13 protein-coding genes are annotated in these 10,306 nt (G+C 68.1%); 5 read left to right on the top strand and 8 right to left on the bottom strand.

The genetic code is table 11. The annotated features are described in order from the left end of the window. Positions 1 to 98: 98 nt before the first annotated feature. From ACT2CW_RS33040 to ACT2CW_RS33030, 3 genes are all read right to left on the bottom strand, one after another. Positions 99 to 227 (bottom strand): hypothetical protein, encoded by a 129-nt coding sequence (locus tag ACT2CW_RS33040; protein ID WP_262703216.1) that lies wholly within the window; start codon positions 225 to 227, stop codon positions 99 to 101. A 353-nt stretch (positions 228 to 580) separates the two neighbouring features. Beyond that, positions 581 to 772 (bottom strand): hypothetical protein, encoded by a 192-nt coding sequence (locus ACT2CW_RS33035; protein ID WP_445519259.1) that lies wholly within the window; start codon positions 770 to 772, stop codon positions 581 to 583. Further along, the gene (locus ACT2CW_RS33030; protein ID WP_445519258.1) at positions 769 to 1,380 is read right to left on the bottom strand and encodes a hypothetical protein; all 612 of its coding nucleotides are present in this window, start codon (positions 1,378 to 1,380) and stop codon (positions 769 to 771) included. The genes ACT2CW_RS33035 and ACT2CW_RS33030 overlap by 4 nt, the downstream gene beginning before the upstream one ends. On the opposite strand from ACT2CW_RS33030, the gene ACT2CW_RS33025 reads away from it, so the two are divergent. Genes ACT2CW_RS33025 through ACT2CW_RS33015 form a run of 3 tightly spaced genes read left to right on the top strand, consistent with a single transcriptional unit; the run spans position 1,379 to position 3,220 of the window. Next, entirely contained in the window at positions 1,379 to 1,858 is a 480-nt protein-coding gene (locus tag ACT2CW_RS33025; protein WP_445519257.1) for a hypothetical protein, read from the top strand. The two genes, ACT2CW_RS33030 and ACT2CW_RS33025, sit on opposite strands and share 2 nt — an antisense overlap. Beyond that, entirely contained in the window at positions 1,827 to 2,348 is a 522-nt protein-coding gene (locus ACT2CW_RS33020) for a DUF6879 family protein (RefSeq protein ID WP_445519256.1), read from the top strand. Before ACT2CW_RS33025 ends, ACT2CW_RS33020 begins: the two co-directional genes overlap by 32 nt. 20 nt (positions 2,349 to 2,368) lie before the next feature. Then, the gene (locus tag ACT2CW_RS33015; RefSeq protein ID WP_445519255.1) at positions 2,369 to 3,220 is read left to right on the top strand and encodes a helix-turn-helix domain-containing protein; all 852 of its coding nucleotides are present in this window, start codon (positions 2,369 to 2,371) and stop codon (positions 3,218 to 3,220) included. 82 nt (positions 3,221 to 3,302) lie between these two features. Here ACT2CW_RS33015 and ACT2CW_RS33010 read toward each other — a convergent pair whose 3' ends face one another. The 5 genes from ACT2CW_RS33010 to glgX form a co-directional block, all read right to left on the bottom strand. After that, positions 3,303 to 3,647 carry a hypothetical protein gene (locus tag ACT2CW_RS33010; protein ID WP_445519254.1) on the bottom strand — a complete coding sequence of 115 codons (345 nt, stop codon included), beginning with the start codon at positions 3,645 to 3,647 and terminating at the stop codon, positions 3,303 to 3,305. A 220-nt stretch (positions 3,648 to 3,867) separates the two neighbouring features. Continuing rightward, positions 3,868 to 4,029, bottom strand: a complete 162-nt coding sequence (locus ACT2CW_RS33005) for a hypothetical protein (RefSeq protein WP_445519253.1) — start codon at positions 4,027 to 4,029, stop codon at positions 3,868 to 3,870. A 316-nt stretch (positions 4,030 to 4,345) separates the two neighbouring features. After that, complete coding sequence (locus tag ACT2CW_RS33000; RefSeq protein WP_445519252.1) at positions 4,346 to 5,290, bottom strand: hypothetical protein; 945 nt, start codon at positions 5,288 to 5,290, stop codon at positions 4,346 to 4,348. A 101-nt stretch (positions 5,291 to 5,391) separates the two neighbouring features. After that, positions 5,392 to 5,529 (bottom strand): hypothetical protein, encoded by a 138-nt coding sequence (locus ACT2CW_RS32995; protein ID WP_445519251.1) that lies wholly within the window; start codon positions 5,527 to 5,529, stop codon positions 5,392 to 5,394. Positions 5,530 to 5,541: 12 nt separating this feature from the next. Next, positions 5,542 to 7,686, bottom strand: a complete 2,145-nt coding sequence (gene glgX, locus ACT2CW_RS32990; RefSeq protein ID WP_164427729.1) for a glycogen debranching protein GlgX — start codon at positions 7,684 to 7,686, stop codon at positions 5,542 to 5,544. A gap of 245 nt (positions 7,687 to 7,931) precedes the next feature. Between glgX and ACT2CW_RS32985 the strand changes: the two genes are divergently transcribed. Both ACT2CW_RS32985 and ACT2CW_RS32980 read left to right on the top strand, forming a co-directional pair. After that, positions 7,932 to 8,726 (top strand): Tat pathway signal sequence domain protein, encoded by a 795-nt coding sequence (locus ACT2CW_RS32985; RefSeq protein ID WP_445519380.1) that lies wholly within the window; start codon positions 7,932 to 7,934, stop codon positions 8,724 to 8,726. 182 nt (positions 8,727 to 8,908) lie between these two features. Then, positions 8,909 to 10,234: a copper amine oxidase gene (locus ACT2CW_RS32980; RefSeq protein ID WP_164427731.1), complete on the top strand. Its 1,326-nt coding sequence runs from the start codon at positions 8,909 to 8,911 to the stop codon at positions 10,232 to 10,234. Positions 10,235 to 10,306 lie beyond the last annotated feature (72 nt).

The raw sequence follows: 10,306 nt of genomic DNA, 5'->3' as shown, positions 1-10,306 counted from the left end.
GGGGAGAGGTAACAAGAGTCACCTTTGGGGGGGGGGAGAGGCCCGCCCCCTGGCCGGGCGGAGGCCAGGGGGCGGGCCGCTATGGCGTCTGACGTCGGCTACCTGGCGTACTGGCGGCCGTCGTCCGAGTCCCCGGGCGTTCCACCGCTCGGTGACGGGGCGTCCGTGTCCGGCATGGTGTCGCCGTCTTCCGGGTCCTGGCGGACAACGGCGTGCTGTAATCGCATTGGGTCTCCTGTGGGTTCACACGCGCAGGGGTGCCCCGCGCGACGGCGCGGTGCTCGTCCCGCAACTGGCCTGCAAGCGGGAGGCGGGGCGAGCTTGGTTGGACGGGACTCCGGCCCGGCGGTGCAGCCGGGACCGGAGTCCCCTCATCCCCTGTCTTGTCGGTGGCCGTGTCCGGCTGTTTCGACCGGCAGGGGCTTGGAGGGTGGGCCGCTGACGCCGTCGTCCGGTACGGGGGCCCGGAACACCAGCGACCCACCCGGCTTATGGGGCGGGGTGCTCACGAAGACGCTTCCGCGGGCGGCGCGGAAGGCGAGCAGCCCGGTCCGCACGGTGGTGGAGTGTCGGCGGTGCCTCATGTGGCCCCCGCTGAGTGGGCCTTCCGTGTGGCCTCCTCGTAGGCGCGCAGCAGTTGCTCGCCGGTCTCACAGCTCCCGCCGGGTGTCCGGCAGGCGAGGCAGCCCGCGGCGTGCTCGATGGCCGCACGCCACGCCTCGTCGGCGAACGGGTCCTTGATGTCCTCGGCGGTTCGCTCGGCGGCCGTCATCGGGCCCTGCCCCGTTCGAGGGCGCGGCGCCTGGCGGCGGCCTCGGTGACCGCGTCACGCTCGTAGGCGCGGGCGTGCGGCGGGCAGGCATAGACGGTGCGTCCGGCTCCACTGGCGCCGTGCTGGACGTCCACGATGACCGGTTCGTCGGTCGGCAGCTCGCAGCGGTGGCAGAGCTGGCGGCCGTCCGGTTCCGGGCCGAGGACGTCGTCGAGGGCCTGGCGCAGGGCGAGGACCAGGTGATGGGTGTCGGTCAGGTACCGGTCCGGGCCGAGCGGGATCCGCCAGTACGTCTGGTGCTCGGGCCCCCAGGCGGTGGGCGGTACGCCGAGGAGGGTGCCCTCGTCGGCGAGTTCGGTGAGGACACGGACCTGGCGCATGCGCCAGGTGCGGGGGGTGTTCGTGTCGATCCCGATGAGCCAGTACGTCTTGCCGTAGATGTCGTCCTGGATGACGGCGCCGGATCGGTTGCCGAGCAACTCCAGGGTGCGGTCTGCGACCGGTGTGGGTGCGGAGATGGCGTCCCACCATTTGCCCACCGGTAACACCTCGACGTCCTCGGTGTTCGGCGGTGTCCACGGGAGGGCTTGGGTGGGAGAAGTGGCCATGCTGGCGCTCCTTGTGGCGTTGGCCGCGCCCCGGGAGGCTCCGCCGCCTCGCCGGGCTTTCGTCGTGCCCGCCGACGCTAGGAGCCTCGCCCTTGCGCGCGCCACAAACTTGCAGCAGCTTGCACCTGAGTTTTCTCATGAGGTCCGATGCCTCTTCGCGCCCTTGACGGCCTCACTCGAAGAGCCCACGGTGGTGCAAGTCCGTGTAAGTAGCAGAGCGTTGGAGGGCATCGTGGCGCTACGGTTCATCGGCATTGATCCGGACACCGACGAGCAGAACTGTCCCCGCGTGTGGGTGGACGACGAGAAGAAGGAGCTCGTCTTTCAGGGCTGGAGGGCAGGCGAGGAACTGGAGGACGAGGTGCGGTCCACCGGGCCGTTGCCCGACTACGAGGCGGTCGTGCGGATCCCCGCGCGCATGGTGCACATTCTGAGGGAGGCATGTGATGCCATCGAGCATCCCGACGTCGTTCGATGAGCAGTTGGCCAACGCCAAGCGGTCTGCCGTCCACCTGGAGATGCGGGACACGTACTACAGCAATCCGCGCTTCGAAGCATGGCAGAAAGGTGAACGCGTCAATTGGGACGACCGTGCCTCTTGGTGGCGTCCGTTCCACCAGGACATCGCGGACGCCGTAGCCCGCGGCGTGGTGGTACGCCGTGCCCGGGTCGTCTCGGAGCCGGTCAGCGACTACATCCGCTGGGAGCACTACCAGACTCGCGCCAACGTGGAAGCGGGCGAACAGGTGCGGTGGTTGCCCCGCCGCCGGACCGCCGACCTCCTGATGCCCGGCTGCGACTTCTGGATCTTCGACAACCAGGTGATCCGAGTCCACGACTTCTCAGGGACCGGCGGCTGGCTCGGTGAGGAGTTCTCCGACGACCGGGCACTGGTCGAGCTCAACGCATCTGCCTTTGAGGACATCTGGGAGCGGGCCGTGCCGCACGACCAGTACGAGATCCGCTAGTACGAGTACGACAGAACAGCATGCCGCCCAGTTCCCCATCATCCAGAGTGCAGGCCGCGCGTGAAGCGCTCGCTGCGCGGCTCAGCGAGATCCGATTGGACGCGGGGATCACCAAACGAGAGCTGGCAGTCCGGTGCGGGTGGAGCGAGGCGAAATCCTCGCGAATCGAGAACGCCCGCACCGCGCCCTCCGACGACGATCTCCGGGCCTGGTGCCGTGCCTGTGGGGCCGAGGAGCAGGCGCCCGCCCTGGTCGCGGCCAATCGTCAGGCCGATTCCATGTATGTCCAGTGGAGGCGGCTCCAGCGCACAGGGCTCAAGCAGCTCCAGAAGGCGAACCTCCCGCTGTTCGAGCGCACCCGGCACTTCAAGGTGTACTGCTCCAACGTGGTTCCGGGCTTCTTGCAGACCCCCGGCTACGCCACCGCGCTCCTCCGCGCCATCGCCACGTTCCGTGGCCTACCCGATGATGTGGCCGACGCTGTCACTGCCCGCATGGACCGTTCCGCCATCATCCGGGAGTCCGGGCGCACCTTCGCCATACTCCTGGAAGAGGCGGTTCTCCGATACCGGCTCGGAGACGCGGGTGTGATGGCCGGGCAACTGGGTTCGTTGCTCTCAGCGATGGACCTGCCCTCGGTGTCGCTGGGGATCATCCCGGCCTCTGCGGAGCGGACCATGTGGCCCATCGAGTCGTTCACAGCCTTTGACGACGAACGCGTGAACCACGAGCCGCTGTCGGCTTCCGTGAAGATCACATCGCCTGACGAGGTGGTGCAGTACCTCAAGGCGTTCGGAGAGTTGCATCGACATGCCGTGTACGGGGCCGAGGCGCGGGCGTTGATCCTGAAGGCCATCGAGGCCCTGCCCTGACTCCGGGCACGACAACAGGCCCCGCCCCCGGTCCGGAGGCCAGACGGGGGCAGAGCGCCTCTCCAGAGACACGTTGTGGAGGTCAGTCCTTCGGAACGCGAAGCAGGTCCCAGGTGGTCGACCCGGGCGGCCAGGTGGCCGCCTTGCGGTGAAGCCGTATCGCCGCTGCCACGCCTCGTACGAGGCGACATCCCCCGGAGCCGATGACGTCCTTGTCCTGGGAGGACTGGTACCGGCTGCAACCGACGGCCACCAGGCAGTCGTGCATCCGGGCCCCGATCGGGCTCTTACGGTCCATGGAGAACCAGGTGGCCCCGGGGAAGGGCTGGTACTGCTTCGCCGGAGAGGGGCCGGTCGGCTCAGTGCCCTTAGGGCGGGGAGTGCCCTTCTTCACCCAGGTGTAGAGCGGGCCGCCGGGTCGCAACACCCCAGCTCAAGGGGTGCGATGGACTTCAAGATTCGGCAGAACCGGGGACCAGGGGGCGGTTGGCCGTCTGCTGCGTGAGCGGGAGGTATATCTCCAGCTCATGCAGCAGGGCCACAGCAATCGAGAGGGCGGCGTCCCACCACGCATCGACCGGACGGGCACTGCGGATCCCCAACAAGGTCAGGGAACGCGCGTACCAGAGAACTACGATGATGACCCATCAGGAGGCGTTGATCTCCACGGCCTGGGAGAAGCGCCCGGGGCGGTGCAGGATGAGGAAGCCGACCGAGGCCGCCAGGCCCACGCCCAGAGGGGACTTCTCGGCGGCCCTCTTCGCGGTCTCCGACTCGGGGGAGACGTGGCTACGTCGGTGAAGGGCCACATCAGGCTCTCCGGTTGCTCGTCTGGGTCGGTGCCCGAACTCTTCGAAGCAGCCGGATCGTGGCCTGACCCTGCTCGTTGGCGACCTCGCCACTGGCCTGGGCCGCGGCGAGTTGCCTGGTGGGTGTCGCATTCGGTCTCGTACGCGGCGCGCCAGTCGTCCTTGTCGGTGATCAGGTTGTGCATCACATACTTCGGCACGAGCACGCCGATGATCAGCGGGACCACGATCAGACCGACGACGGCGTACTGAGCGAGCCGGCCCGGCATCTTGGCGATATCGGGACCTCCGCCCTCCTCGGCTGCGGGGGTCTGGATCAGCTCTCGGTCGCGGGCTCGGGATCCCGGACAGGCATGGGCCCAACGCCGGTGATCGTTATCAGTCGAGGAGGTCTGCTGCTCTGAAATGGGCTCCTCGTGCCGGACGCCGTCACTTCGTCCTGTCCTGTCAGGTACAGGTTGCACAGATCGCAATACAGGATGTCCATGCTGCTGGAGATGGTGTCCTTCCCGGACGGCAGGAGTCTGACCGTGGCGGGACCCTCGCATGCAGGGCAGTCGACTGTGGCCAGATGGAAGTAGTGACCACCTCCGGGCAGCTCGTCCAGCCACCTTGCGTCGAGACCTGGATCGAACCTTGGAACGTGTGGCTCAGATGCTGCCAGCACTTGCGCCTTCACGTCCTTGGACAACCCCCTGAACTTGTCCTCGAAGAGGTGCCTGGCCTGGTCGATCCGGATCTCGACATCCCGGCGCATCTCGTCGAGCTGCTTGTCGACGGCCACGATCACTGCTCTCGACCACCGGCCCCAGAACGCACGGAAGCTCGTGCCGATGGCCGTCAGCAGGACCGCGACAGTCTCGGCGAGCGTAGGGAGGAGCGTCTTGGCCTCATCGCCGACGGTCGTGTGGGCAGTGCCATTACGCAGCTCGATCAACAGGTCGAGCTTCGAGCCGGAAGGGAGGATGCCCATACGCCGAAGGCGTTGGATGGCTTCCTTTGCGCCGACGGTGCGGACCTTTGCCGTGTCCAGCGCCAGGTCGCCCCCGAAGTACAGCAGCAGGTCCGCATTGCCGTTACGCATCTCGACCAGGTAGAGCGGGTTCCTCATGACCAGAACGGCCTTGGCGAGCCGCTCGACGGCGACACCAGCGTGCAGGGCGAACTCGTCGTACTCGCCGCGCCCATGGTCCTCCATGGCCTTCTGGGCGGCCCGGCTCGCGCCTTCGAAGAAGCTCTCGAACGAGAGCGAATCGTCCATGCGCGGACGATAACCGCCCCTGTAGTACAGAGTGATGCGATTTTTGAAGACCCGACCCGGGGCGAACCACACCCAGGAGTGCCCGGGGCCGGGATATGCGGTCAGCCCTCGGAGGGGCCAGCCGGTTCGGTGGGCTCCGAGGCGAGCTGGGTACGCAGGGAGGCGTTCTCGGGGTCCAGCGCCTCAACCAGCTCCTGGACTTTGCGGAGGATGCGCGCCACCGGGACTCTGGCCGGCATCCGGCCCCCGCCCTAAGCAGGCCGCTGTAGCACCATCAGGCTGCGGTCCACCAGGGTCAGCCGGTCGCCCGCGGCGACCTTTGGGCCGCTGCCCGGCTCCACGCCCTCCGGCGCCGCCGTGTCCACGATGAGCTGCCACTGCTTGCCGTGGTCGATGGGTACGACGAAGTCCAGCGGCTCGTGGTGGGCGTTGAAGAGCAGCAGGAACGAGTCGTCGGTGATCCGCTCGCCGCGCGCGCCCGGTTCGGAGATCGCGCTGCCGTTGAGGAAGACCGCGAGGGACTTGGCGTGTGCCGCCTGCCAGTCGCGCGGGGTCATCTCCTCTCCCTCATGGGTGAACCAGGCGATGTCCGACAGCTCGTCATGGGTGCCCTCCACGGGCCGCCCGTGGAAGAAGCGGCGGCGCCGGAAGACGGGGTGGTCGCGGCGCAGCCACACCAGCGAGCGGGTGAAGCGCAGCAGCTCCAGCGCCGAGCGGTCCTCCCATTCGCCGTCCTGCCCCTTGGCGTGATCCGGCCAGCGCACCCAGGAGACCTCGTTGTCCTGGCAGTACGCGTTGTTGTTGCCGCCCTGGGTGCGCCCGAACTCATCGCCGTGGCTGAGCATCGGCACGCCCTGGGAGAGCATCAGGGTGGCGATGAAGTTGCGCATCTGGCGCTCGCGCAGCGTCCGCACCGCCGGATCGTCGGTCTCGCCCTCGACGCCGCAGTTCCAGGACCGGTTGTAGCTCTCGCCGTCCTGGTTGGACTCGCCGTTGGCCTCGTTGTGCTTCTCGTCGTAGCTCACCAGGTCGCGCAGGGTGAAGCCGTCATGGCAGGTGACGAAGTTGACCGAGGCCAGCGGGCGCCGCCCGTCGCCCTGGTAGAGGTCGGAGGAGCCGGTGAGCCGGGAGGCGAACTCGGCCAGCGTCCTCGGCTCACCGCGCCACAGATCCCGCACGGTGTCCCGGAACTTGCCGTTCCACTCGGTCCACAGGGGTGGGAAGTTGCCGACCTGATAGCCGCCCTCGCCGACGTCCCAGGGCTCGGCGATCAGTTTCACCTGGCTCACCACCGGATCCTGCTGGACCAGGTCGAAGAATGACGACAGCCGGTCCACCTCGTGGAACTGCCGGGCCAGCGTCGCCGCCAGATCGAAGCGGAAGCCGTCCACATGCATCTCGGTCACCCAGTAGCGCAGCGAGTCCATGATCAGCTGGAGCACGTGCGGGGACCGCATCAGCAGGGAGTTCCCGGTGCCGGTGGTGTCCATGTAGTACCGGCGGTCGTCGGTCAGCCGGTAGTACGAGGCGTTGTCCAGGCCCCGGAAGGAGAGCGTGGGGCCCAGGTGGTTGCCCTCGGCCGTGTGGTTGTAGACCACGTCCAGGATGACCTCGATGCCCGCCTGGTGCAGCGCCCGTACCGCCGATTTGAACTCCAGCACCTGCTGGCCCCGGTCGCCCCAGGAGGCGTAGGCGTTGTGCGGGGCGAAGAAGCCGATGGTGTTGTAGCCCCAGTAGTTGGCCAGCCCCGCGTCGACCAGCCGGTGGTCGTGGACGAACTGGTGCACGGGCATCAGTTCCAGCGTGGTGACGCCCAACTCGGTCAGATGTTCGATGATCGCCGGATGGGCGAGCGCCGCGTAGGTCCCGCGCAGCTCCTCCGGCAGCCGGGGGTGGCGCATGGTCAGCCCCTTGACATGCGCCTCGTAGATGACCATGCGGTGGTAGTCGGTGCGCGGCGGGCGGTCGTCGCCCCAGTCGAAGTACGGATTGACCACCACCGACGCCATGGTGTGCGGGGCGGAGTCGAGGTCATTGCGCTTGTCGGGCTGGCCGAAGTGGTAGCCGTAGACCTCCTCGCCCCACTCGATCCGCCCGCTGACCGCCTTGGCGTACGGATCCAGCAACAGCTTGGCGGAATTGCAGCGGTGGCCGAGCTCCGGTTCGTACGGGCCATGGGCCCGGAAGCCGTAGCGCTGCCCCGGCATGATCCCCGGCAGATAGGCGTGGCGCACGAACGCGTCGGACTCCCGCAGCTCGACCGCCGTCTCCGAGCCGTCGTCGTGCAGGAGGCACAGCTCGATGCGGACGGCGGCCTCGGAGAACACCGCGAAGTTGGTTCCGGCGCCGTCGTAGGTGGCGCCAAGGGGATAAGCCTGTCCCGGCCAGACCTGCATACGTCGACTCTTCCACTTCTTCTCCGGGGGCCGCGAGCACCCCGGGCACCGGACGGAACATGACCGACCCTGCATCCTTTCCCAACTGGCCGGAGCCATCCGCTCTTTCGACGGAACTTCCTCAAAAGTGAGGCAACCTACGGCCATTTCGGTTCGTCCTACCGGGTGACCTGACGCATACGCGTATCCCGCTATGCGGTCTGATATGACGACAGGGGGGATTGGGGGAGGATGTGCGCAAGGTGATGCACCGCCACCTGGGCAAGGTGGTGGCCGGCGCGGCCGTGGCGATCACCGCCACGGCGGTCCTGGTCGGCGTGACGCTTCCGGAGAGCGCGTCCGGTGAGGAAGGCTCGGGTGGGGGACCCCAGAGCTCCTCGGCGGAGCAGGGCCAGGCGGCCCGGCAGCAGCCCGGAGTGGTGGAGGAGGCGCCCGAGCAGGGCAAGACGGGCAGCGGCCGCGATCCGCTGACCGACGACGAGATGAAGCGCGCCCAGAGCCTCGCGGCCGGGCGCGATTTCCGCATGAGCGGCGAGGACGTCAAGGGCGCCAAGGGCCCCGAGCGGCTCTCCACCGACCTCGCGGAGCTGAGCCCCGACGAGGTGGGGGCCGCCGACCCGCCGCGCCGCGCCGAGGTGACGTACTACGACTACAAGGACGACGCCTACGTCACCAAGACGGTCGACCTCGGCAGCGGCAAGGTCACCGGCACCGACACCCAGCACGGGGTGCAGCCGCCGCCCAACCGCGGCGAGGTGATGGAGGCCGCGCGGCTGCTGATGGCCGACAAGCTGGGCGAGGGGCTGAAGAAGGACTTCAAGGACGCCACCGGCAAGGCGCTGACCCGCCCGGACCAGCTGACCGTCACCGGCTTCGTCTACCGCGCCGGCGAGGGCAGCAACCCCGGTCCGGCCTCGGTCCAGGACTGCGGCAAGCACCGCTGCGTACGGCTGTTCACCCGGGTGGTGAACGGCCCCTGGATCGACACCCGGCAGATGGTGGTCGACCTGAGCGCCCACAAGGTCACGAAGCTCGGCTAGGGCCCCTCTTTTCGTGGCTCGGTTCGCCTCCGGGGCGCTTATGCCGCTGTCGACGGTCGACGTGCTCGGTCGCTCGTTCCTCGCTCCCTGCGCGCGACTCCCTTTCGACAGCGACGCGCCCCTTCGGCTCACTCGCCGGAAGAACCAAGCACCCCTACTCGCTTCATTACAGGAGTCTCCCCATGCCTGACAGCAGGCTCCGCCGCGCCCGTGCCCGGGTCGCGGCGGCCATCGGCGCCTCGGCGCTGCTCGGCACCGTGGCGATCGCCGCCGGGCCGGTCGGCAGCGCCCAGGCGGCCCCGCGGACCGCTGCCGCGGCGGACTGTAGCGCCCCGTACAGAATCGAGCAGAAGCTCGACGGCGGCACCACCTGGCGGATGTGCTGGCACTACGAGAGCAAGGCCGGGCTGGTGCTCGACGACGTCTCGTACCAGCCCAAGGGCGAAAGCGCCCCGATCAAGGTGCTGACCTCGGCGAAGCTGGGCCAGATCCATGTGCCGTACGACGACGGCAGCAATGAGTACGACGACCTCACCGGGCAGAACTTCGCCCAGGGGCTCCAGCAGCTGGATCCGGCCGAGTGCCCGGGCGGCACGATCAAGACCGTGCGGGTGCCCGACGCCTGGGACCCCGACCACCCGAATGTAAAGGGCCTGTGCGCCACCACCCGGGCCCGCGGCCACGCCTACCGCATGGGCGAGGGCGGCTTCGGGGCCGGCAGCGAGAACAAGGTCTACCAGCTCCAGGGCAAGGACCTGCTGGTCTACACCGTCAACCAGGTCGGCTGGTACGAGTACATCACCGAGTGGCGGTTCGCCGGTGACGGCACCATGACCATGCAGGTCGGCGCCACCGGCACGCTCTCCCCGATGGACTACGACGCGGGCGACGGCCGCGGCTGGCCCATCGGCAAGGGCGCCAAGGACTACGCCACCAGCCATGCCCACAACGTCTTCTGGCGGCTGAACTTCGGGCTGGACGGCTCGCCCAAGAGCAAGGTCGAGCAGTACGACTCCAAGACCACCGCGGTCTCCGGGCGGATCCCGAAGACCAAGACCACCCGCACCAAGGTCACCAAGGAGCTGGCCGGTGACGCGGCGGCGGCGCGGTGGTGGCGCGTGGTCAGCGCGGCGGGCAAGAACAAGGACGGCCATCCGCGCAGCTACGAGATCGTTCCCGGCCACACCACCAAGTACCAGGGACGTAGTTTCACCAAACACGACGTCTACTTCACCGAGTACAACAAGTGTGAGCAGTTCGCCAGCAACAATCTGCGCAGCTGCGCTGCCGGTAAGAGCGTCGACAAGTGGGTCAACGGGCAGACCCTCAAGCACCCCATCGTGTGGGTCAACATCGGGTTCCACCACATCGCCCGGGATGAGGACCAGGAGCCGATGCCGGTGCACTGGCAGGGCTTCCAGCTCTCCCCCCGCGACGTCACCGCTATGAATCCCCTCACGCCGCCTGCACTGTCCGGACACAACGGCCATACAGAAGAGGCACGTTGACCTGATAGGCAGGACCTGAGTGTCGCACCGCCCCCGCCCGCGCAGTAGTCTGCGGTGATCGTTGGACGGGGG

The organism is Streptomyces sp. NEAU-174 (genome assembly GCF_052665095.1).
Note: the sequence above shows the minus strand (reverse complement) of the source record. Positions and strands in the feature narration are given on the sequence as shown.

Coding starts and splice junctions, on each gene's coding strand:
- ACT2CW_RS33030 (WP_445519258.1), bottom strand. CDS start 1,380: ATGGCCACTTCTCCCACCCAAGCCCTCCCGTGGACACCGCCGAACACC.
- ACT2CW_RS33025 (WP_445519257.1), top strand. CDS start 1,379: ATGCTGGCGCTCCTTGTGGCGTTGGCCGCGCCCCGGGAGGCTCCGCCG.
- glgX (WP_164427729.1), bottom strand. CDS start 7,686: ATGCAGGTCTGGCCGGGACAGGCTTATCCCCTTGGCGCCACCTACGAC.
- ACT2CW_RS32995 (WP_445519251.1), bottom strand. CDS start 5,529: ATGCCGGCCAGAGTCCCGGTGGCGCGCATCCTCCGCAAAGTCCAGGAG.
- ACT2CW_RS33035 (WP_445519259.1), bottom strand. CDS start 772: ATGACGGCCGCCGAGCGAACCGCCGAGGACATCAAGGACCCGTTCGCC.
- ACT2CW_RS32980 (WP_164427731.1), top strand. CDS start 8,909: ATGCCTGACAGCAGGCTCCGCCGCGCCCGTGCCCGGGTCGCGGCGGCC.
- ACT2CW_RS33015 (WP_445519255.1), top strand. CDS start 2,369: ATGCCGCCCAGTTCCCCATCATCCAGAGTGCAGGCCGCGCGTGAAGCG.
- ACT2CW_RS33040 (WP_262703216.1), bottom strand. CDS start 227: ATGCGATTACAGCACGCCGTTGTCCGCCAGGACCCGGAAGACGGCGAC.
- ACT2CW_RS32985 (WP_445519380.1), top strand. CDS start 7,932: ATGCACCGCCACCTGGGCAAGGTGGTGGCCGGCGCGGCCGTGGCGATC.
- ACT2CW_RS33020 (WP_445519256.1), top strand. CDS start 1,827: ATGCCATCGAGCATCCCGACGTCGTTCGATGAGCAGTTGGCCAACGCC.
- ACT2CW_RS33000 (WP_445519252.1), bottom strand. CDS start 5,290: ATGGACGATTCGCTCTCGTTCGAGAGCTTCTTCGAAGGCGCGAGCCGG.